This window comes from Polynucleobacter sp. AP-Nino-20-G2 (genome assembly GCF_018688235.1).
GTDB lineage: Bacteria > Pseudomonadota > Gammaproteobacteria > Burkholderiales > Burkholderiaceae > Polynucleobacter.
This window is the reverse complement of the sequence record NZ_CP061313.1, coordinates 396,763-417,633: the sequence shown is the minus strand read 5'-3', so window position 1 is coordinate 417,633 and position 20,871 is coordinate 396,763. Positions and strand designations below refer to the sequence as shown.

Annotated in this window: 20 protein-coding genes and 1 tRNA gene; 10 read left to right on the top strand and 11 right to left on the bottom strand. The window is 46.6% G+C overall.

Translation table 11 applies throughout. From position 1 onward, the window contains the following. The first annotated feature begins 8 nt into the window (after nucleotides 1-8). Nucleotides 9-974 (top strand): tRNA glutamyl-Q(34) synthetase GluQRS, encoded by a 966-nt coding sequence (gluQRS, locus tag FD960_RS02280; protein ID WP_251369822.1) that lies wholly within the window; start codon nucleotides 9-11, stop codon nucleotides 972-974. On the opposite strand, the gene FD960_RS02275 is transcribed toward gluQRS, so the two are convergent. The 3 genes from FD960_RS02275 to FD960_RS02265 form a co-directional block, all read right to left on the bottom strand. Beyond that, nucleotides 948-2,375, bottom strand: a complete 1,428-nt coding sequence (locus tag FD960_RS02275) for a DEAD/DEAH box helicase (protein WP_215299570.1) — start codon at nucleotides 2,373-2,375, stop codon at nucleotides 948-950. The genes gluQRS and FD960_RS02275 overlap by 27 nt on opposite strands. A 6-nt stretch (nucleotides 2,376-2,381) precedes the next feature. Continuing rightward, complete coding sequence (locus FD960_RS02270; protein WP_215300555.1) at nucleotides 2,382-2,786, bottom strand: heme-binding protein; 405 nt, start codon at nucleotides 2,784-2,786, stop codon at nucleotides 2,382-2,384. A gap of 72 nt (nucleotides 2,787-2,858) precedes the next feature. Further along, nucleotides 2,859-4,043: an alanine--glyoxylate aminotransferase family protein gene (locus FD960_RS02265; RefSeq protein WP_215299568.1), complete on the bottom strand. Its 1,185-nt coding sequence runs from the start codon at nucleotides 4,041-4,043 to the stop codon at nucleotides 2,859-2,861. A gap of 180 nt (nucleotides 4,044-4,223) precedes the next feature. On the opposite strand from FD960_RS02265, the gene FD960_RS02260 reads away from it, so the two are divergent. Together FD960_RS02260 and FD960_RS02255 are read left to right on the top strand one after the other, a co-directional pair. After that, nucleotides 4,224-4,898, top strand: coding sequence for a GntR family transcriptional regulator (locus FD960_RS02260; RefSeq protein ID WP_215299566.1), 675 nt, complete (start codon nucleotides 4,224-4,226; stop codon nucleotides 4,896-4,898). Beyond that, nucleotides 4,895-7,978 carry an FAD-binding and (Fe-S)-binding domain-containing protein gene (locus FD960_RS02255; RefSeq protein WP_215299564.1) on the top strand — a complete coding sequence of 1,028 codons (3,084 nt, stop codon included), beginning with the start codon at nucleotides 4,895-4,897 and terminating at the stop codon, nucleotides 7,976-7,978. The genes FD960_RS02260 and FD960_RS02255 overlap by 4 nt, the downstream gene beginning before the upstream one ends. Nucleotides 7,979-7,996: 18 nt before the next feature. On the opposite strand, the gene FD960_RS02250 is transcribed toward FD960_RS02255, so the two are convergent. Genes FD960_RS02250 through queG form a run of 3 tightly spaced genes read right to left on the bottom strand, consistent with a single transcriptional unit; the run spans nucleotide 7,997 to nucleotide 10,259 of the window. Then, nucleotides 7,997-8,338, bottom strand: a complete 342-nt coding sequence (locus FD960_RS02250) for an AzlD domain-containing protein (RefSeq protein WP_215299562.1) — start codon at nucleotides 8,336-8,338, stop codon at nucleotides 7,997-7,999. Next, nucleotides 8,338-9,123, bottom strand: a complete 786-nt coding sequence (locus FD960_RS02245; RefSeq protein ID WP_215299560.1) for an AzlC family ABC transporter permease — start codon at nucleotides 9,121-9,123, stop codon at nucleotides 8,338-8,340. The genes FD960_RS02250 and FD960_RS02245 overlap by 1 nt, the downstream gene beginning before the upstream one ends. 41 nt (nucleotides 9,124-9,164) lie before the next feature. Continuing rightward, nucleotides 9,165-10,259 (bottom strand): tRNA epoxyqueuosine(34) reductase QueG, encoded by a 1,095-nt coding sequence (gene queG / locus FD960_RS02240; protein WP_215299559.1) that lies wholly within the window; start codon nucleotides 10,257-10,259, stop codon nucleotides 9,165-9,167. Nucleotides 10,260-10,302: 43 nt separating this feature from the next. Here queG and tsaE point away from each other — a divergent pair, with 43 nt between their 5' ends. The 3 genes from tsaE (at nucleotide 10,303) to FD960_RS02225 (ending at nucleotide 12,320) form a co-directional block, all read left to right on the top strand. Continuing rightward, the gene (gene tsaE, locus FD960_RS02235) at nucleotides 10,303-10,818 is read left to right on the top strand and encodes a tRNA (adenosine(37)-N6)-threonylcarbamoyltransferase complex ATPase subunit type 1 TsaE (protein WP_215299557.1); all 516 of its coding nucleotides are present in this window, start codon (nucleotides 10,303-10,305) and stop codon (nucleotides 10,816-10,818) included. Then, a complete protein-coding gene (locus FD960_RS02230; RefSeq protein WP_215299555.1) occupies nucleotides 10,818-12,158 on the top strand; it encodes an N-acetylmuramoyl-L-alanine amidase in 1,341 nt (446 codons plus the stop codon). Before tsaE ends, FD960_RS02230 begins: the two co-directional genes overlap by 1 nt. 86 nt (nucleotides 12,159-12,244) lie before the next feature. After that, nucleotides 12,245-12,320 (top strand) — tRNA-Lys (locus FD960_RS02225). A 191-nt stretch (nucleotides 12,321-12,511) separates the two neighbouring features. On the opposite strand, the gene FD960_RS02220 is transcribed toward FD960_RS02225, so the two are convergent. Next, complete coding sequence (locus tag FD960_RS02220; RefSeq protein ID WP_215299553.1) at nucleotides 12,512-12,673, bottom strand: hypothetical protein; 162 nt, start codon at nucleotides 12,671-12,673, stop codon at nucleotides 12,512-12,514. Nucleotides 12,674-12,998: 325 nt separating this feature from the next. Continuing rightward, nucleotides 12,999-13,337, bottom strand: a complete 339-nt coding sequence (locus FD960_RS02215) for a helix-turn-helix domain-containing protein (RefSeq protein WP_251369820.1) — start codon at nucleotides 13,335-13,337, stop codon at nucleotides 12,999-13,001. A gap of 129 nt (nucleotides 13,338-13,466) precedes the next feature. Between FD960_RS02215 and FD960_RS02210 the strand changes: the two genes are divergently transcribed. Genes FD960_RS02210 through FD960_RS02195 form a run of 4 tightly spaced genes read left to right on the top strand, consistent with a single transcriptional unit; the run spans nucleotide 13,467 to nucleotide 15,247 of the window. Beyond that, the gene (locus tag FD960_RS02210) at nucleotides 13,467-13,916 is read left to right on the top strand and encodes an Rrf2 family transcriptional regulator (protein WP_215299551.1); all 450 of its coding nucleotides are present in this window, start codon (nucleotides 13,467-13,469) and stop codon (nucleotides 13,914-13,916) included. A 9-nt stretch (nucleotides 13,917-13,925) separates the two neighbouring features. After that, nucleotides 13,926-14,348 carry a PAS domain-containing protein gene (locus FD960_RS02205; protein WP_215299549.1) on the top strand — a complete coding sequence of 141 codons (423 nt, stop codon included), beginning with the start codon at nucleotides 13,926-13,928 and terminating at the stop codon, nucleotides 14,346-14,348. 14 nt (nucleotides 14,349-14,362) lie between these two features. Further along, nucleotides 14,363-14,764 carry a group III truncated hemoglobin gene (locus FD960_RS02200; protein WP_215299547.1) on the top strand — a complete coding sequence of 134 codons (402 nt, stop codon included), beginning with the start codon at nucleotides 14,363-14,365 and terminating at the stop codon, nucleotides 14,762-14,764. A gap of 9 nt (nucleotides 14,765-14,773) precedes the next feature. Next, entirely contained in the window at nucleotides 14,774-15,247 is a 474-nt protein-coding gene (locus FD960_RS02195) for a hypothetical protein (RefSeq protein ID WP_215299546.1), read from the top strand. 139 nt (nucleotides 15,248-15,386) lie between these two features. Here FD960_RS02195 and FD960_RS02190 read toward each other — a convergent pair whose 3' ends face one another. The 3 genes from FD960_RS02190 to FD960_RS02180 are packed head-to-tail and all read right to left on the bottom strand — an operon-like array spanning nucleotide 15,387 to nucleotide 20,847. Continuing rightward, the gene (locus FD960_RS02190) at nucleotides 15,387-16,616 is read right to left on the bottom strand and encodes a TolC family protein (RefSeq protein WP_215299544.1); all 1,230 of its coding nucleotides are present in this window, start codon (nucleotides 16,614-16,616) and stop codon (nucleotides 15,387-15,389) included. After that, entirely contained in the window at nucleotides 16,613-19,741 is a 3,129-nt protein-coding gene (locus FD960_RS02185) for an efflux RND transporter permease subunit (protein WP_215299542.1), read from the bottom strand. The genes FD960_RS02190 and FD960_RS02185 overlap by 4 nt, the downstream gene beginning before the upstream one ends. Then, entirely contained in the window at nucleotides 19,741-20,847 is a 1,107-nt protein-coding gene (locus FD960_RS02180; RefSeq protein ID WP_215299540.1) for an efflux RND transporter periplasmic adaptor subunit, read from the bottom strand. Before FD960_RS02180 ends, FD960_RS02185 begins: the two co-directional genes overlap by 1 nt. Nucleotides 20,848-20,871: the final 24 nt, after the last annotated feature.

Genomic DNA, 20,871 nt, shown 5'->3' with positions numbered 1-20,871 from the left:
TTTTAGCTGTGCCGACCCTAAAAAACCCCTCATCCCCAGCTGACGGCTATCGCGGGCGATTTGCCCCCTCGCCCACTGGCCCACTCCATGCTGGATCCCTTGTTGCCGCCCTCGGAAGCTGGCTAGATGCCCGTACAAATCAAGGGAAATGGCTACTCAGAATTGAGGATGTGGATACCCCACGGTGTATTTCAGGCGCAGATCAGGAAATCATGCGCCAATTGCTTGCCTGCGGCCTCTCATGGGACGAAGAAGCCACTTGGCAGTCTAAGCACCAAGATCGCTACCAAAAGGCTCTAGAGCGCTTAAATGCGCTCCATTGCCTATATTCCTGCACCTGCTCGCGGCAAATGATCGCCAACACCTTAGAAGCCCAAGGGATCATCGCCCTGCGCAACCAGGAAGTGATCTATCCGAGGACCTGTCGTCCCCAGCAGCCCCAGGCATTTGAGGGGCTTACCCAAACCCTTCCAGATGCCGCCTGGAGGCTAGCCCTTCCGGCTGATCTTGTCATTGAGTTTGAGGATCGAGTTCTGGGAACACAAAGCCAAAATCTCAATCTTGAAGTGGGGGATTTTGTTTTGCGACGTAAAGATGGTCTATTTACTTATCAACTAGCTGTCGTTGTGGATGACGCCACACAAGGTATCACCCACGTCGTGCGCGGCCAAGACCTACTGAGCAATACCGCGCGTCAAATATTTCTGCAAAACCTACTGGGATATCAAAGGCCTCAATACCTTCATCTACCGCTGGTTCTTGATGAGCATGGAGAAAAGTTAAGCAAGCAAACTTTAGCCACAGCAATCCACACTCAAGATGAAAAACATGCCTTGAATGAATTACGTAAAGCAGCACTGCATTTAGGCTTGAGAAATCTTCCGGACGGCCAAGAGATCACTATTGCTGAGTGGCTTTTAGCTGCCACTCAAGCTTGGAATGACAACTTACTTTTTCTTAAAGCCACCAAGTAAAGCGCCAACTGCTGGTCTAGCAGGAGTAATGCCCACTTTTTTCTCTTCCGGTTTTGTAGAGTCTGCAGACGGCGCAGACGCAGCACTCGGCTCATAAGGCTTGTAGAAAAACGGATCCGACATTTTGGCCGGTGACTCTGATCTAGATGAGGTCCTGCCGTATGAAGAACCGCTAGATGAAGAGCTACCCTGAGGTAATGGCTGAACATCCAACTTGCGCTTCATCAACTTTTCAATATCGTCGAGTAACCGTTTCTCACTGGCGTCTACCAACGCAATTGCATCACCTTTAGAGCCAGCGCGTCCAGTACGACCAATGCGGTGAATAAAGTCTTCGGCATTAAATGGCAGCTCGTGATTAATCACGCAAGGCATGGAAGGAATATCTAATCCACGCGCAGCAACATCAGTAGCAACCAATGCTTCAATCGCGCCTGACTTAAACGCATCCAAAGTTAAGGTGCGCTCGCCCTGACTTTTATCACCATGAATCGCGCCCGCTTTAATGCCATCACGCTCCAAAGAACGAGCCAATCTTGCGCAACCTAAGCGGCTGTTGGTGAAGATGATGCACTGACGAGATAAACCTTGACGCGTACGCGCTTCAAGCACCTTCACAATCGCACGCTGCTTATCGGCACTTGAAACCATGTGCACTACTTGCTTGACGGTATCTGCAGCGGCATTTTGACGAGCCACTTCAACAGTCACTGGAGTACGTAAATAGCTCTGCGCCAACTTCTTAATCTCAGGAGAAAACGTCGCTGAGAACAATAAAGTTTGACGTTGCGCTGGAATCAAATCAATGATGCGCTGCAGATCAGGCAAGAAGCCCATGTCCAACATGCGATCCGCTTCATCTAAAACCAAAATTTCTACTTGTGACAAGTTGGCAACTTTTGAGCCGATGTGATCAAGCAAACGACCAGGAGTGGCAATCAAAATCTCGACACCATTGCGCAGAATAGAGACCTGCTCCTTCATATCCACGCCACCATAAACCACAGCAGCACGGAGGTCCGTATGCTTAGAGTAGCTTGCAGCATTCTCAGCAACTTGCACAGCTAACTCACGAGTCGGTGTCAGCACCAAGGCACGAATGGGATGGCGTGCGGGCGAAGCACTGCTGCTAGCGTGACGCAAAATCTTTTGAATAATTGGCAATACAAACGCAGCTGTCTTGCCGGTACCCGTTTGCGCCGCACCCATCAAATCGCTTCCCGCCAAAACGTGCGGAATCGATTGCGCTTGAATCGGAGTTGGGGTGTTGTAGCCCTGCTCAGACACCGCTTTTTGAATTTTCGGATCTAAGCCAAAGTCAGCAAAAGTAATTGTTGCTGAGGTGGCGCTGCTGTCAGCAGCGCCGGTAGGAGAATTTATTTCAGGAACAGTATTTGTCAAGGTAACTTACAGGATGGCCGCAATGCCGGCTTTAGCAGTTTCAGCATCCTCGGTCGATTTAACGCCGGAAACGCCGACTGCGCCGATGGTAAACCCATTTACCTCGATATTGACTCCACCCTCCAACATGCCCGAAATGTGTGGGGCAGATAAAAAGGAGATGCGTCCGTTATTAATAATCTCTTCGTAAACACGGCTCTCGCGCTTACCCATTGCCGCGGTACGCGCTTTTTCTTGAGCAATGTAAGTAGAGACAGGAGCACAACCATCGCGACGAATCAAGCCAAGAACATGGCCGCCATCATCACAAACGGCAATCGTCACTGCCCAATTATTTGCGGCGGCATGTTTATCGGCTGCGTCCAAAATCTTTTGAACGTCAGCTTGGGTCAAATATGGTTTAGTTGCCAACATGATTAATCTCTCTGTCTCTAATGCTATTGATATATATGGTGAATTATAGGTTGTGTCTACTGCCAGGGCTTACTTTAAGAACTCCTGGGCAGCAACCACACCGCTAGCCTTGGGTTTATAGCCCATAGCGCCCAAACTCATCTCCACCCCACTTAAAGCTGCCATCAGGCTTAATTCATTGCAATCGCCTAGATGGCCAATACGGAAAATCTTGCCTTTTAGCTTGCCTAGGCCAGTTCCCAAGGAAAGATTGAACTTTTCCAAGGCATGTTTACGCAATACATCCGCATCCATGCCTTCAGGGACAACAATTGCTGTCAGCACTGGAGAATAGGCATTTGGATCCAAACATTGATTCTCTAGACCCCAAGCGGCCACTGCGCGACGGCACGCCTCAGCCAAACGCTGGTGACGAGCAAAAATCGTATCCAAACCTTCGGTTTGCATCATATCAATCGCCTCATGCAAGCCGTACATCAAATTGGTGCTCGGCGTTGTTGGCCAGTAGCCCGTCTTATTGGACTCCAGAATTTCATCCCAAGCCAAATAAGCCTTTGGAATTTTGCTGCGCTTGCTAGCTTCAATCGCCTTAGGAGACAAGGCATTAAAGCCAATACCCGGCGGCAACATTAAGCCTTTTTGTGATCCAGAAACTGTTACATCAGCACCCCAAGCATCATGACAATAATCGGCTGAGCCCAAGCCTGACACGCTGTCCACCAGCAATAGAGCTGGATGCTTAGCAGCATCAATCGCCTTACGAACCGCGGCAATATTAGAGGTCATGCCGGTAGAAGTTTCGTTATGCACTACACAAACCGCTTTGATTTCATGTTGCGTATCTTTGCGCAAACGCTCTTCAATAACCGCAGCATCAATACCCCAACGCCAGGTATCTTGACCAGGCTTACCAATCACCTCAACATCAATAGCAATCTTCTTGGCCAATGCGCGCCAGAGGTTGGCAAAGTGGCCAGTCTCGTAAAACAATACCTTGTCACCAGGATTGAGGACGTTTACTAAAGCGCCCTCCCAAGAGCCCGTTCCAGAAGCGGAATAAATAATGACGGGCTGTTCTGTTTTGAAGATCTTTTTGATGCCATCTAAAACCTTTAGACCAAATTCACCGAATTCAGGGCCGCGATGGTCAATCGTTTGATAGCTGATCGCACGCAAGATGCGGGATGGCACGGGGCTTGGGCCAGGAATATGAAGGAAATGACGCCCAGAAAGGTGATTATCAAGTTTTAGCATGCTTAGTCTCGCTTGGTTTTTGTAGTTAATCTTGCAATTCAGTGTAAGCCACTTTTTGGGTATTTACAATTTTGTATGCAAAGTAATTTATATAACTCTGAAAAATAAGCATTTCGAAGGCTATTTTTTGGTTTCTGATCGGTTATAGTCAATATGTATACAAAATAAGGCATTGGAAATATGGTCGTCACAGAGCAGCCCAGCAACCAAAATTTGCACGAAACCACCTTTCAAAGACTGAGATCACTCTTGGTGGAGGGTGCGATTACTCCTGGGAGCAAGCTCAACGAACGAGAATTAGCCGAACAACTCAATGTGTCTCGCACACCCATTAGAGAAGCTATTCGTCGTTTAGCCGCGGATGGCTTAGTAGAGCTCATTGCCAACCGCGGCGCTATTGCAGTCCAACTGAGTCGGGATGACATCATTCACACTTTTGATGTCATCGCCAACCTAGAGGGTTACTCGGGTGAACTGGCCGCACAAAATATTAGCGAGCAAGCCTTAGTGGAATTAGAGGCCCTCCAATATGAAATGATGGCTTCATACGCGCGCCGAGATCTTTCCAACTATTACAGATTGAATTTAAAAATTCATGGCGCAATCAATCAAGCAGCAAACAATCCCGTATTGAGCCAACTGTTTACTCAAGTAAATGCCCGGATTGAGGCTTTGCGCTTTCGCTCCAATCAAGATGGCGTGAAATGGGAGAAGGCAGTAGGCGAGCACCAAGAAATGTTAGATGCATTAAAAGCTCGCGATAGCGCACGGATGCGCAAAGTCATGATGCAGCATGTCATGAACAAACGTGATGTGGTTATTCAATTAATCGACTCAGAGAAATCTACAGCATGAACAAGCCCCTTGATTTGCCACTTCCAGAATTCGTAGCCAATAAGGCAGAGTTAGCCAAACGACTACGCCAAGAAACTTCTGGCGAGGTAATGACCGATATTGCTAGTCGCGGACGTTACGCAACTGATGCCTCAATTTATCAAGCGATGCCTGTTGCTGTCTTCGTACCAAAAACTGCCGAAGATATTGCGAATGCGATTCAGATCGCAGGCGAGCTAGGTGTGCCGGTATTGCCCCGTGGTGGTGGTACGAGTCAGTGCGGCCAAACTACAGGCACAGCATTGGTGATCGATAACACCAAATACTTTCGTAAGCTGCTGCATGCAGACCCTGAAAGGGCCACTGCTATCGTTGAACCCGGCATCGTGCTTGATCACCTCAATGCCGCACTCAAGCCACATGGCCTCTGGTACCCAGTCGACGTCTCCACTGCGGGGCAAGCCACCATTGGTGGCATGGCTGGCAATAACTCTTGCGGCAGTCGCTCTATTGCTTACGGCAATATGGTGCATAACGTTTTAGGTATCGATGCCTGGCTATCGAATGGTCAAGTAGCTCAGTTTGGTAATTACGCCAACAGCTCGGGTCCCGCAAAACAATTGGGTGATTTTGTAAAAAACCTGGCAAATACACTGCAACCGGAAATCGAAGCAAATTTTCCAAAAGTTTTGCGTCGTGTTGCGGGATATAACTTAGATGTGTTCCATCCGCAAAGCGAGCGCCCTTACACGCAAGATGGCAGCGTCAATTTGGCGCACCTCTTAGTAGGTAGCGAAGGCACGCTAGCCTACTTCAAGTCACTGGAACTCAAACTGGCGCCATTGCCGCAACACAAAGTGCTTGGAGTGGTCAACTTTGCAAGCTTCTTTAAAGCAATGGATAGCGCGCAACATATCGTCAAGCTTGGGCCTACCGCAGTAGAGCTCGTAGATCGCACCATGATTGATCTAGCTCGTCACAATCCGAGCTTTAAGAAAACCATCGAGACAGCACTGATTGATCCGACAGGTCAAACGCCTGAAGCGATTTTGCTGGTGGAGTTTTCTGGCGAGGCTCATGCTCCGCTATTGGAAAAACTCAAGTCCTTGCAAAGCTTAATGGGGGATCTTGGTCTTCCAGGGTCAGTTGTCGCCATGCCCGATGCGAGCTTGCAAAAGAATTTGTGGGAAGTACGCAAAGCTGGTCTCAACATCATGATGAGCTTGAAGGGTGATGGCAAACCAGTCAGCTTTATTGAAGACTGCGCCGTCCCACTGGAAAGCCTAGCTGAATACACGCAAGCGCTAACAGATGTGTTTTCTAAATATGGTTCACGCGGCACTTGGTATGCGCATGCTTCGGTTGGCACTTTGCATGTGCGCCCTATCCTGGATATGCGTCGTGATGGCGCGCAGAAGATGCGCTCAGTCGCTGAAGAAGCGTCGGCCTTGGTACGCAAATATAAGGGCGCATACAGCGGAGAGCACGGCGACGGTCTCTGTCGTGGCGAATGGATTTCTTGGCAATTTGGCCCCAAGATTACCGAGGCCCTTTCCGAGATCAAGCAAGCCTTTGACCCCAAGGGATTATTCAACCCTGGGAAGATTATTGACCCTCCCAAAATGGATGATGCGAGTAACTTCCGCTTCCCACCGAGCTATAAGGTCATTCCACTTCAACCGGCCTTAGATTGGTCCGCCTGGAATGTGCAGAACAATCCTGTCACAGAAGAAACTAGCGCCCCAGGCACTGGCGGAGACCCCGCAATGGGCTTAGCCAAAGCAGTGGAGATGTGTAATAACAATGGGCACTGTCGTAAATTTGATGCCGAAGTCATGTGCCCCAGTTATCGCGTCACTCGTGATGAAAAACATTTGACGCGGGGTCGAGCCAATACCTTGCGCCTTGCACTATCAAATCAATTGGATATTAAAGACGAGAGCTCCCCGCTAGGTAGCGATGCGATTAAAGAAGTGATGGAGCTCTGCGTTAGCTGTAAGGCCTGTCGTCGTGAGTGCCCTACTGGCGTGGATATGGCTAAGATGAAGATTGAGTTTCTTGCCGCTTATAAGAAACGAGTGGGTCATTCCTTGCGCGATTTGGCAGTAGCATATTTACCGAAATACGCCTCTATCATCAGCAATACCCCAGGACTCCCGGCTTTACTCAATCTGCGTAATCGCATTGCGCCTATTGCCAAGTTACAAGAATGGTTCATGGGTATCTCCGCACAACGCAGCTTGCCGATCTGGAAATCAACAACTTTCTGGAGTAATAAGAAGGCTCTTACTCAATATCAATTTACCCCGGCAGAGCTTGCTAAAGATGATGCAACCGGACTCAAGGGCGTTGTCCTGTTGGCCGACACCTTCAATGCGCACTTTGAAGATGAAAATCTACAAGCGGCTTTAAAAGTATTGAATGCCGCTGGTTATCGCGTGCATATCCCACACAAAGCATCAGACTCAAATGCAAGACAAGAGCAGAATACTTGCTCAAAAGAGTTTTGCTGTGGTCGTACCTATCTAGCCGCAGGCATGGTTGATAAAGCGAAGGCTACTCTTGATGAATTAGTAAATCACCTCGCGCCTTATGCGGAGAAAAATATTCCGATCATTGGCCTTGAGCCTTCATGCTTGTTTACGCTCAAAGATGAAGCATTGGTCATGGGTTTTGGTGAACGCGCTGTCACAGTCAGCAAACACGCTCAACTTCTAGAAGAATTTTTAGCTGCCGAAGCAAAGTCTGGAAAACTCCAGCTTCAACTCCAGCCCGCTACGCACCCCATTCTTTTCCATGGTCACTGCCATCAGAAATCATTTGCTGCAGTCACCCCTGCAATGGAACTACTTAAATTGATTCCGAATGCGGAGCCCAAACTGATTGAGTCTTCCTGTTGTGGCATGGCAGGTAGCTTTGGATATGAAGCAGAGCATATCGATGTATCCAAGCAAATGGCGGAAGCCAGCCTCTTACCAGCGATCCGAAAATCTCCTGATAGCTGGGTAGTGGCGGATGGAACGAGTTGTCGCCACCAGATTGCCGATGGCGCACAGAGAGACGCAGTGCATATCGCCAAGATCTTGGCGGCGCACCTCTAAGCATTGGAAACGAATGGCTTAGCGCATTACGCCATAAGAAAGCATTAACAAAGTTCCAGTCAATAAGGCTGGAACGAGGCGGCGTGTTGGTCCAGAAACCATCACGCCGATACTCAATATACAAATCAGCACCCGAATCCATACGGGGACGGTAGACAAAAGACCTACCGGCATCAAAATCATTCTGACAGTCAAAGCCGCTACCATCGCATAGGTGACCGCGGCGAGCCAGCGAAAGATTTCGCTATCTTGATGAATTCTTTTGGATAGGAGCACGCCGATCGCACGGCAAAAATAAGTGCCAATCGTCGCGCCTAATAGGGCGATCCATAAACCCCAGCCTTGGTGAGCGCCATTCATCAACCGATCACCCCTGCTCTTTTGCGCAATAGCTTACGGTCAACCAAGTAAGCAATGGTGCCAGCTACTAAGCCCGTAGTCAGCAAACTCGTGTCACGATCCAACAAGAAAAAAAATGGGCCCATCACAAAACCTAAACCAATCGCGATCCGATTAATCCAAGGCTTCACCTCAGTAAAGGTTAACAAGAAAAACAGGGGGTTAATAAAGATTAAACCTAGAGTGATTGCCATGGGCACCATCCCGGCCAACAAATACCCCAAGATTGTTCCCGGCACAGAAATCAACCAGCACAACAAGCCAAGACCAACGAAATAACTTAAACGATGCTTTGATTCAATCGTGTGAAACTCGCGCATAGAGATTGCCCATGCGGTCATTGCTAGTAGATGAACAGAGGCATAGAGTCCACGATTGCGGTCTTTGTCATGGAATTGTGGGAAAAGTGTCACCGTCATAGTGATAAAGCGAGTAGAGGTTAAGGTAACCGCTAGCGCAATTGCTAACACCGATGAACCAGTGATGGCCATCTCCAGCAAGACCACTTGACCTGGTAAGGCAAACATCAATAGGCTAGTTGCCCCAGTAAACCAAGCGTCCATGCCGTTGGTTTTACCCATCGCGCCAAAGCCCACCATGCCAGCAAAAAGAACCATTGCTGGTGCACCTGCGGCATCACGAATGCCCGCCCAAAAGGCATCACGTCGATTTTGAAAGCGCTGCGCCGCCGAACCCTCCAGCGCAATTTCGCTAGGATCTATATAGGATTGGTCGACAGCTGACATAGATTGATTGTAAGAGTTAGTGAAAACTTTGCCAATAGATCTCAAGCTTTCAGTGCCCAGGAAATGTGTTCGGCCACTAAGGGGTCTGCCTCTGCTTGCGCCTCCATTAAAGCCTGGCGGATATGTAATTTATCTTCATTAGTAACTTCAGGAGCGATCAATGCATTCCCTAGTGCTACTGCGAGATTTCTACGCCAGCGGGAGTAACCAATACGGCGAATAGCGCTACCCTCATGGCGTTTTTCAAACTCGGCTTCAGTCCATGACCAGAGCTGCAACAAACTAGCTCTACCTAAACCGTGACGCTCCGCAAAATCAGGCAGCGCGGTTCTTTGGGCAAACTTATTCCAGGGACAAATTAACTGACAGTCGTCACATCCATAAACGCGATTACCCATTGCTCTACGAAACTCCACTGGAATGGAGTCTGGATTTTCAATCGTTAAATAAGAGATGCATCGACGCGCATCCAACTGATATGGAGCGATGATGGCTTGGGTAGGACAAACCTCAATGCAGGATTGGCAGGTGCCACAATGGGATTCTTGCTCCTCATCAATAGGTAGTGGCACATCTATCAAGATTTCACCTAGAAAAAAGGTGGAACCAGATTCGCGGTTCAGTAGCAAGGTATGCTTTCCTCGCCAACCTAAACCAGCCTTGCGCGCCAGCTCCACCTCCATCAATGGTGCGGAATCTGTAAAAACACGATAGCCAAAATTTCCAATTCGACTTTCAATTAACTTGGCAAACTCTTGCAAACGATTGCGCATCACCTTGTGATAGTCGCGGCCGCGCGCATACATAGATACTGCCGCTTGACTAGGATCAGCCAATCTTTGCCATTCACCGTCAAAATCAATTGCGGGAGATAAATAATTCATGGTCAGGCAAATCACTCTGACCGCGCCCGGAACAAGTGCGCCTGGATCTGAGCGCAAGTCGGCATGTCGCGCCATATACTCCATTTGGCCGTGGCGACCTTCGGCTAACCATTCATTGAGCCGCTCGGTTGCTGACCCGAGATGCGTATCTGTGATGCGCAAGCCATCAAAACCCAAGATTCGCGACTGTTCATCCAACCATTCACGTAGATTGGGCTGGTCTATAGCATTGGGTGAATGGGAAGCTGACATAAGGAATACCGAATGTATCTCAATAATTGAATAAACTAGGCAAATGGCTCAAGACTTATTTACTCAACATTGTAGGCAGGAAGCAGAAACGGCAGCTTTGGCCCGAAAATTGGCTATGAGTATTGACTATCTGCTGCAGGAGAACCCTGGAGCCCATCTCAATATCTCATTGGTGGGTGATCTTGGAGCTGGCAAAACCACCTTTGCACGACACCTTATTCAAGGCATGGGATACCAAGGCCGAGTAAAGAGCCCCACCTACACCTTATGCGAGCCTTACCCATTAGAAACTAGTGCAGGGAATTCAACCGCACATCACTTTGACCTCTATCGCATGCGCGACCCACTAGAGTGGCAGGAGGCGGGATTTTCGGAACACTTTGATGCACCTGGATTCTGCCTGGTGGAATGGCCGGAAAAGGCGGAAGGCACTCTCCCTCCATTTGACCTAGAGATTCATCTGACTGCAGGCGAAGATGAAAACACTAGAGAAATAAAGCTTCATGCACTCTCATCATTGGGACTTGCCACTCTTGAGAGGCTGCCCTCTTCATATTGATGAGCAAACACCCAAGCAGCTTCTCCAGAAGAAAATATCTTAAGACATCGGCAAAGCTGATGGGCTTTGTCTTGCTATTGAGTGAAATAGATATTGCATGGGGCGCAAAAATATTGGGTGTGCGCATATGGCCTGCCGAAGACTACACACGTATCACCTTAGAGTCAGACAAGGCGCTGCCGATTACTCAGCAATTACTCACGAATCCCGATCGCCTGGTAGTAGATGTCCAAGGCATGGAGCTCAACTCTACTCTGAAGGACTTGGTTGCTAAAGTAAAACCGAATGATCCTTACGTGTCACAAATTCGGGTAGGGCAATTTCAACCAGGGATGGTACGCCTAGTCTTTGATCTTAAGGAACCGGTAAAGCCACAGCTTTTCACGCTCGATCCTATCGCGGAATATCAATACCGCATGGTGCTGGATTTATATCCGTCCATTCCGCCAGATCCGTTGATGGAGCTCGTTAAGAGCAGCGCCCGCAAAGAAAGCGCCTTAGAAAAATCAAATGAAGAGATTGATCTGATTGCGCAATTTGCCACCAAGAAAGAATCCCTAAAAGCGCCGGCAGCTCCAGTCGCACAAGCGATACCAAGTGTTAAAGAAGCCCCCGCCCCTGCAAAACCCAAACGCCTGATCACAATAGCGATTGATGCTGGACATGGCGGCGAGGATCCTGGTGCCATTGGATCTTTAGGGTCTAAAGAAAAGCATGTAGTGTTATCTATCGCCAAACGCCTACGCGACAAAATTGATAATGATGCTTATATGCGTCCGTTCCTCACGCGTGATGGCGATTATTTTGTACCCCTCCACACACGAGTACAAAAAGCACGTCGTGTAGAGGCGGACTTATTCGTATCTATTCATGCGGATGCCTTCATCGAACCCCGAGCAAAAGGAGCTTCCGTATTTGCACTGTCACAGATGGGCGCCAGTAGCACGATGGCTCGCTGGATGGCAAATAAGGAAAATGCATCCGACTTGATTGGGGGTATCAACATCAAGACCCAAGATAAGCAAGTTGCCAATCTACTATTAGATATGTCTACGACCGCCCAAATCAAAGACTCCCTCCAGGCGGGTAACTCCATCTTGAAGCAAATTAGTGGCTTTGCCGCCTTGCATAAGGGCAAAGTCGAGCAAGCCAGCTTTGCCGTTCTCAAGGCCCCTGATATCCCATCCATCCTGGTGGAAACCGCCTTTATTAGCAATCCCCAAGAAGAAGCGCGCCTCAATGACGACGCCTACCAGGACCGAATAGCGGAAGCTATTTTGAGGGGAATTAAGGACTATTTCTCGAAAAATCCACCGGTCGCCAGACGAACAAACGCTTAACGCACTTGTAACTACAAGGCATAGAGGGTTGCCCACCAAAACTCAGGGAAGTCCAACTCAGTTCTTGCTATAATTTCTGTTTTACTGGGTCGGTAGCTCAGTCGGTAGAGCAGCGGACTTTTAATCCGTTGGTCGCGAGTTCGAATCTCGCCCGACCCACCAGCATTACTAAGCCTCGCGTCTGCGAGGCTTTTTTATTTCTAGCCGGGCTAACTCTGGGCTAACTTTTCTCATTAAAGACAATTAACTTCCAATAAAGGTTTCAGGCATCTAAGGTTACTAAATCTAGGAAGTAATGGTGGATGTAAGTGCATTTAAAAAACACCAGCTCACCGTTACTCGATGAAAGGTTCTCATGTGAATTCAGGTTCAGGTTCAGGCGGCAACTTACCCATGGCTTTGAGCTTGTCTCGGTGAATTCTTTGTCGCACCTCTTCTAGCCGTTCTTTTTCAATAGTGGCTAGCGATTTAAAAGGTTTCGGATTCATCTTCCCGATAAATTCAAGATCGCTCATTTAGGTGCTTTTGTCCTTCTATGACGCATTTCAAACTCAATGGCCTCTGCCATAAGTTTTTGCTCTGCCACCTTTCCATCAAGCACGACCTTACCCCTGAGCAATTGATTTGATGCCAATAGGTCAAGGGTTTGCTTGGGGGTTTATAGGCTTTTTGAGTGACTACATCGCAAAATCATAAGGCAAGCATCATGAAGGCTTCAATCGTCAGCTAACGACCCATAGCGTACGCCTAAAGATAAACTGCCAATGTTTGCTTCATTTAAAAATGTAAACCAGGATTGGATTATCGCTCCCCATGGGGCTATTTGTATCCCCCACCGCCTTACGTCTTCAGCGCATCTTCTAGACATTTAGACATAAATTCGCTGTATTTAAATGCCATCTTTGTAGGAGTGACAAACTTTCTACGGCCGTCCTCTTTATCAATTAGGAGCTTTATATAGCCAAGTGCTGATAGATTTTTTACTCTTCCATGAATCGTTGCTTGCGAGCCGAGCTTGTTTAATTGAAGAAGATCGCCGACAAGCAATACCTGGCCCTCACTAGTGCAGCGCAAAATATGCTCCACCAATTCTCTTTCGAGCTCATCCAAATTACGTCCAGGATTCATGCGATCCAATGAATCAATCAAATTTAAAAACCGTATAAATGCAGTATTCACAAGCAATATCCCGATCTAACCGTACCTTCGCCACGAAACCTTATAAACCGTTAATTAATAACATGTATAATTTATACATCTTTTAAGGGTAAACTGTCAAGAACTTAATTCATTTAAATAAGGTGAAAAATGCGATTTACGACTTATACAGACTATTCACTCCGAGTCCTGATGCATCTTGCTCAAAGCAACAAAGGCGACACTACCATTTCTGAGCTTGCTGACTTTTACAAAATTTCACGTAATCACTTGGTAAAAGTTGTGCATCACCTAGGATTACTTGGCTATATTGAAACTACTCGCGGTCGAACAGGTGGCATTAAATTAGCTATGCCAGCCAATCAAATTAAGCTTGGAGATGTGGTTGAGCAAACTGAACCGGATAGCAACCTCTTGGAATGCATAAATCCTGGCGCGAATAGCTGCGTAATTGATGCCCAGTGTCGCCTAAAAGGGATTCTCTCATCAGCAAAATCAGATTTCATTAAAGGTCTTAATAAGTACTCTTTACATGATTTTTCCAAGCCTAAATGGCAAACAGATAATTTGTTTAAATCTGTAACGATTCAAGCAGCATAGGGATTTGGTATGAATATTAATTTTGAAGCACTCGTTCAATCGCTTGGCGATGGCGTAGTTATCTCAGATGCTAACGGCATCATTACCTATTGGAATCCATCGGCAGAACGTATTTTTGGCTTTAGCGCACAAGAAGCGTTGGGTGCTAGCTTAGATCTCATCATTCCTGAGCGCCTTCGCCAGCGCCATAATGAGGGATATGACCACTCTATGCAAACGGGCACCACCCAATATGGCGACAAACTACTCACCGTACCGGCAATCCATCAGTCCGGTCGACCTCTTTCGATTGCATTTACTGTCTCCATGATTTTTGGTCCTGATGGTAAGGTTGTAGGGGTTGCCGCAATCATTCGAGATGACACATCCAGATTTAATGAGCAGCGCATGCTTCGCAAGCGTATTGCTGAACTAGAAGCCCACTCAAATTAAGCCCCTTGCTACATATGTCATTAAAGCCCCATGATCGAATCTGCCTTGCAGATCTCATTGGAAGGGATGCTGTTAATACAGTGGTTGATGAGTTCTACAACAAAATCCAGACCCACCCTACTTTAGCTGCGCCATTTTCTTCAGTGCATGATTGGCCAGCTCATAAAGAAAAAATTGGCGACTTTTGGTGGGTTGTATTGGGCGGTAAGCCTCAAACCTCCTATAAATATAACCCCGTTGGTAAACATTTTGCAGTTGGCTTTAACGCAAAATTGTTAGAAGACTGGAAGCAACTATTTAAAGAAGTTCTAGACTCCCATCTTGATCAGGAATTGACTAACAAATGGTTTTCCAGGGTCCAAATGATTGGCGAAAACCTTCTAACCCAAAATGAGCGATTAAATAATGAAAATTAAGGGGTCTAGATGGCCGATCTAACCATTGCACGTGCGATTCATATTCTGAGCATTGTTATTTGGATGGGTGGAGTAGCCTTTGTGACTATGGTGCTAATTCCCGCTATCAGAAACCCCTCGTTCAAAACCGAGCAACTATTGATTTTTAACGCCGTCGAGAATCGTTTTGCTTCGATTGCAAGGATAGTTGTGATATTAGCTGGAATGAGTGGCTTTTATATGGCCGACAAAATGAATGCATGGGGTCGATTTCTAGAGGCTCAGTATTTTTGGATGCATGCTATGGTTCTTATTTGGTTAATGTTTGTTATTGCACTTTTTGTGATCGAACCATTTTTTATAAAGAATCATGGGCGGATGGTGAAAGATGGTCACAATATTGAGGATCTCAAGAAAACCCAACTTGTTCATATAGTGATTCTAGTTTTGAGCTTAATCACCATTTTTATTTCAGCACTTGGTGCGCATGGATTTTTCCATTAATAAAGGAATACAGGCCTGCACCATGGCAGCTTCCGACCCTTAGCAGACATCTAAAGATACCTCATCAATCATGAACAACCCTGGGCTAGCCTATAAAGGTATTGCCAAAAGAATATCGATGAGAATCCACTTAAAAATATCAATCAAAGTCCCAAATCTCATGCAAATCAAGGCGCATACGGTAGTGCGACTCCAAAGCATCCAAACGCATTAAATCAGCCGATAACTGATTCTCATTGGCGGCTTTTCTTGCAGCAATTAAATCTGAAATATTTCCCTCTCCTAGCACATAAGCTTTTTCAGCTGCCTGCGCGGCATCGTTCTGACTTTTTGCAGAACTCAACAATGTTTCTGCTGCCGCTTTTCTACTCATCATCTGCGACCATAAGCGTTCAAACTCAACGCTAATGCGTTGCTCAGTTTCTATAACTCTTTGGCGACTCATTTCTGCTTCAGATGCTGCCGCAGAAGCATTAGAAAAACGAGCGCTACCGGATATTGGGAACGATAAACTAACACCATTAATTCTCTCGGCGCCACCAAACTCATTGGCGGTATATAGGCCAACGGTTGGATCCGGAAACCTGTCCAAGCCACTGCGTTTAGCTTGCAAATCAAATCGATCAGCATCTGATTTAGCTAGCTTTAATTCATGACTTCGCTCAAGAAATTGTTGACGTAGTAATTCCTTCCTAGTTTGAAGATTAGGAATTACATCCCATTTAAAGTTCTTAATTAATGCGATGCCTTGGTATCTCTGCGTGACTGATTCACCGCTTGCGCTTTCTTGTGCTTTAGCAAGCTCTAAGAAGGCCTTTAGCCTACCTTGCTCCGCTGTTGCTAATTGAGCATCCAATCTAGCTACATCCCCAACCTTGTAGCGCACTTGAGCAATCCGGCCAATTTGATCGCCTAGCTGGCTATTTTTCTCGGCAACAATTCTTGACTGAAGCGCTTTAAGATAAGTAAACCAGGTTGCTAATAGATCCTTGCTGGTTTCATGCATCGTATCGGCATACTCAATTCCGGCAAATGACTTGGTGGCATCGGAAATCTTCTCATCAACACCGCCTTTACCCCAAAAACGGATTGGACGCTCAATACCCGCCCAGTATTCTTGATAATTTGTGGCTCCCGGTATATTGGTTACTCTTCGATTTTGTCTAGAGCCCCTGACAACAAACTCTTGCGAACCCGAGGCAATGGCATCAGCCCTGTAATTTAAAGAGTCCTTTCTCGCATCCGCAGCTCCAATCTTAGGGTTGGAATACAGAGCATTTTTTACCTGTTCATCAGTTGGCAATAAATTATTAGCTAATGCTGAAGAACAAACTCCAATAAATGTAGCAAATAGAATCAATTTTTTCATTTTTTGATCCTCTTAATAGATTCAATTAAACGATCAAAGTGGATTTCTTCTTTAAGCTCACTCCAATTTTTTAATGCCCCAAAGCGCTCATAGAGCTTTGGTAAAAGTAGCAAGGTTAATAAAGTTGACGTGATCAAACCACCAATCACCACAATCGCTAAGGGACGCTGAATTTCAGAACCTGGCCCCGTAGCAAAAAGAAGTGGAATCATTCCAAGGGCGGTAATAACTGCCGTCATCAGTACGGGGCGTAAACGCCTTTCAGTACCAAAGTGAATGACATCGGACATAGAGTCGCCCTTAACCAGGCGCTCGTTAAAGTGAGTGACCATCACCACGCCATTTAGGACGGCAATACCAAGTAATGCAATAAATCCGACCGACGCTGGCACGGAAAGATATTGACCGGTGATGGTTAAAGCAACAACTCCACCAACCAGTGCAAAAGGGATATTGAGGAATATGATCCCAGCCTGTATTGCCGAGCCAAAGGTCACCATCAGTATTGCAAAGATTAACCCCAATGCAATCGGGATCACAATAGCTAGCCTTGCAGCAGCCCTTTGTTGATTTTCAAACTGCCCTCCCCAAACCACATTGATCGTTTTAGGCAAGCTCAACGCAATCACTGCCGCCTGAGCATCCTTCACAAATCCTGCTAGATCCCTGCCATCGACAGACACTTGAATGCTAGCAAAGCGACTTGATTGCTCATGGTCAATCCGAATGGGCCCATCTACTTGCTTAATTTCAGCTAGTGATGCTAGTGGCCATGATTTTCCATCAGGTGCGGATATCATTAAGTCGCCAAATGCTTCTGGGCTTGTACGTATATAGTCATTTCCACGCAGTACCAATGGTGTTCTAATGACCCCATCTAATACCACCCCAAGGTTCTCGCCTTCAATTTGATTGCGTAATCGCTGCTGCAAGTCCTCAATCGAGAATCCAGCTTGCCCCGCTACGGTACGGTTAATCTTTAGGCTTAAGTACTGCATTCCTTCAGCACGAGGTGCAATTACCTCAGCAGCACCCTTAACATTCCGAACTGAGCCAGCTATAGCTTGTGCCGCCATATTGATTTCAGCTAAATCACTGCCGAAGATTTTGATTGCTACATCACCGCGGGTTCCCGTAAGCATCTCGGAGACACGCATTTCAATAGGCTGAGTAAAGCCATAAACTAACCCAGGAAAGCTATCTAAAGCAATCCTGAGCTTATTGGCAATATCGTCTTTGCTTCCAGACCACTCACTTTTAGGTTTGAGCACTAAAAACATATCAGTCTCATTTAAGCCCATAGGATCTAGACCCAAATCATCTGAACCTGCTCTAGCAACAATGGATTTAATCTCAGGAACTTCTTTTAAAAATAACTGCTCCACCTGAGAATCAATGGTGAGTGATTCATTTAAGGATATCGATGGAAGCTTTTGCAGTTGAACCAGAATGTCTCCTTCATCTAGAGTAGGCATAAAGGTTTTTCCCACAATCATATAAAGGATTACCATCACACCTAACCCAATACCAGAGGCCCTGTAAAGCCATTTAGTATTGCCCCAAATCTGATTGCGCCACTCAACATATTTCTCTGAAATCTTGCGCATAAACTTTGTCTCTTCATCAGCTTTACGCTCTAAAACAAAGGAAGCTAAAGCGGGAATGGCAGTAAATGCAATTAATAAGGATGAGGCGAGTGCCATAACAATTGTTAGTGCTACCGGTGAAAATAGTTTGCCCTCCAAACCTTCAAGACTGAGTAACGGAAGAAAAACTACAGCAATAATCAATACACCAGCTACCACCGGCTTAACAACCTCATGAGTAGCTATAGAAATGATTTCCGTCTTGCTTAATGCTTTTGATGTATTGGGGTCAGCAAAGGCTGTTTCCACATTTTCAACCACCACCACTGCGGCATCCACCAACATACCGATGGCAATTGCCAATCCACCCAAGCTCATCAAGTTAGCCGTTAGGCCAAATGCCTTCATTAATATGAACGTAGAGAGTATTGAGAGCGGAAGTACAGCCGCAACCACCAGAGCGGCACGATACCCACCTAAAAATAGATATAAGGTGATGCAAACCAAAACGGTAGCTTCAAGTAAAGCCTTTGTTACAGTACCTGCTGCGCGAGATACTAATTCACCGCGGTTATAGAAAGTATTTACGGTCATGCCTTTTGGCAATCTTGGAGCAATCTCAACTAGTTTTTGCTCAACCGAATCAACCAGAAGGCGGGCATTAGCGCCGCGTAAACCCAAGACCAAACCTTCTACTGCCTCTCCTTTTCCATCTTTAGTTACGGCGCCATAACGAGTTGCTGATCCTAAATGCACTGTAGCCACCTCATCAAGCATGACTGACCCACCATTCGCCTTGGGGATCTGGATCTTTTTAACATCGTCAAGTTTTTTAACAGCTCCCTCAACACGAACCACTAAGGTCTCTTCGCCTTGATCAATACGCCCAGCACCATCATTACTATTGTTCGTCATTACCGCTTTACGAAGATCTACCATCGCAATTCCACGAGCAGCCAATCGGGATGGATCCGGTATCACCTCATAAGTCAAAATCTCTCCACCTAAGACATTGACTTCAGCCACTCCAGGAATGGTTCGAAGCTCAGGTCGAATGGTCCAGTCCAACACGGTGCGTTTATCTCTTAAGCTAAAGCCCTCACCCTCAAGAGTGAACATATAAATTTCACTTAAAGGAGTGGTAATTGGTGCCAGCCCACCAGTTGCGCCGGGTGGGAGGTCTTTTGTAAATGCATTTAAACGCTCTGAGATTTGCTGACGTGCCCAATAAATATCAGTGCCATCATCAAAATCAATCGTGATATCGGCAATGCCGTATTTAGATACCGATCTTACAATCCGCTTCTTGGGAATGCTAAGCATTTCAATTTCAATTGGGCGAACTACTCTCTGCTCAACCTCTTCAGGTGTCATCCCCGGAATCTTCAGAATAATTTTGACTTGGGTTGGCGAGATATCAGGAAAGGCATCAATTGGCAGCGTCATCCACGCATGAATACCAAAGAGCACTAATGCAATAGCCATTGCCAATACGAGCTTGCGAAAATGCAAACTTGCATCAATTAATTTAGTAAACATTACTCATCCTTCTGCGCAAGCGCTTTCAGAGAGGCAATGCCAGTTACCGCAACCTTAGCGCCATTCGATAACGGCGCCTGAATTGAGGCCAAGTCATCATCGCTTGAGATGACCGATACGGGTTGAAGTACTACACCAGTGCCTGAAAGAATGAATATCGCGCTTTGCCCTTTCCAGCTCGTAAGCGCTCTTGAGGGTACCTGCCATAACGTTTTATCCTGAACTTTTGGTTTCAGCCTTGCCTGAATAGTTGCAGCAACCACTTCACCCATCTGCAGAGTGCCGCGTTCCTCAACAACAGCTCTTATTCTTGCTGACTGTGAGGCGCTAACTGCCTGGGATACTCCGGTTACCTTGGCTTTAGCGTTACGGGAGGCAATCACAATCTCATCTCCAGGCTGAATTCCGAGAGCTTTAAATCCAGATGTATTGATCTCGAGATTCAAGGTGGAGATGTCAGCAATTCTAAAAAGCAAGGTTCCAGTATCAACGCGCTGACCAATCAGGTTATGAGCCTCAACCACCGTTCCCCGGATTGGCGACTTCAATGCGCCTGTAGCATAAGAGTTAAATGCCTCTTTATTCTTAGGATCATCAAAGTTAATCCCCGCGGCCTTTAGCTCCGACTGCCTTGCCATTAACATGGCATTGGCATTTTCAGCTTTTGCTTTAGTGATATTGAGACGAGATTGAGGAATAATTCCTTCTTTAAACAATTCGTTATCACGAATCAAGGCTTCTTTAGCCAAACGAGCATCAGATGTGGCTTCTAATAATTTCTGCCTTGAATCGCCCATCTGGGGACTAGTGAAATAAGCCAACGGTGATCCTACTTTTACTGGATCACCAACACCCACAACCATTTGACTGAGCTGTCCAGGATAAGGCGCGGATAGAATCGCCTGCTTTTCCGGCGGGACTGTGACTGAAGCGCTAATTAATACAGAGCCCGAATCAACAGAAATTGCTTGGGCAAAATTCACGCCCATTGCTGCCTGTTGATTTGCAGTCAGTTTTAATGACTTAGGTGCAAATTCTTGTGCCTGTAGACTCCCGCTCAAAATCAGCGAGAAAAGGGAAAGTCCAACTATATGGAAACGAAACATAAAAACCTCTAGAAACGCTGCTAA

Excerpts from the sequence above, each read along its gene's own strand:
- FD960_RS02250 (WP_215299562.1), bottom strand. The coding sequence starts at position 8,338 with ATGAATGGCGCTCACCAAGGCTGGGGTTTATGGATCGCCCTATTAGGC.
- FD960_RS02245 (WP_215299560.1), bottom strand. The coding sequence starts at position 9,123 with ATGTCAGCTGTCGACCAATCCTATATAGATCCTAGCGAAATTGCGCTG.
- FD960_RS02255 (WP_215299564.1), top strand. The coding sequence starts at position 4,895 with ATGAACAAGCCCCTTGATTTGCCACTTCCAGAATTCGTAGCCAATAAG.
- FD960_RS02220 (WP_215299553.1), bottom strand. The coding sequence starts at position 12,673 with ATGAGCGATCTTGAATTTATCGGGAAGATGAATCCGAAACCTTTTAAA.
- FD960_RS02210 (WP_215299551.1), top strand. The coding sequence starts at position 13,467 with ATGCGATTTACGACTTATACAGACTATTCACTCCGAGTCCTGATGCAT.
- FD960_RS02205 (WP_215299549.1), top strand. The coding sequence starts at position 13,926 with ATGAATATTAATTTTGAAGCACTCGTTCAATCGCTTGGCGATGGCGTA.
- FD960_RS02265 (WP_215299568.1), bottom strand. The coding sequence starts at position 4,043 with ATGCTAAAACTTGATAATCACCTTTCTGGGCGTCATTTCCTTCATATT.
- queG (WP_215299559.1), bottom strand. The coding sequence starts at position 10,259 with ATGTCAGCTTCCCATTCACCCAATGCTATAGACCAGCCCAATCTACGT.
- FD960_RS02195 (WP_215299546.1), top strand. The coding sequence starts at position 14,774 with ATGGCCGATCTAACCATTGCACGTGCGATTCATATTCTGAGCATTGTT.
- FD960_RS02180 (WP_215299540.1), bottom strand. The coding sequence starts at position 20,847 with ATGTTTCGTTTCCATATAGTTGGACTTTCCCTTTTCTCGCTGATTTTG.
- FD960_RS02200 (WP_215299547.1), top strand. The coding sequence starts at position 14,363 with ATGTCATTAAAGCCCCATGATCGAATCTGCCTTGCAGATCTCATTGGA.
- tsaE (WP_215299557.1), top strand. The coding sequence starts at position 10,303 with ATGGCTCAAGACTTATTTACTCAACATTGTAGGCAGGAAGCAGAAACG.
- FD960_RS02230 (WP_215299555.1), top strand. The coding sequence starts at position 10,818 with ATGAGCAAACACCCAAGCAGCTTCTCCAGAAGAAAATATCTTAAGACA.
- FD960_RS02260 (WP_215299566.1), top strand. The coding sequence starts at position 4,224 with ATGGTCGTCACAGAGCAGCCCAGCAACCAAAATTTGCACGAAACCACC.
- FD960_RS02190 (WP_215299544.1), bottom strand. The coding sequence starts at position 16,616 with ATGAAAAAATTGATTCTATTTGCTACATTTATTGGAGTTTGTTCTTCA.
- FD960_RS02185 (WP_215299542.1), bottom strand. The coding sequence starts at position 19,741 with ATGTTTACTAAATTAATTGATGCAAGTTTGCATTTTCGCAAGCTCGTA.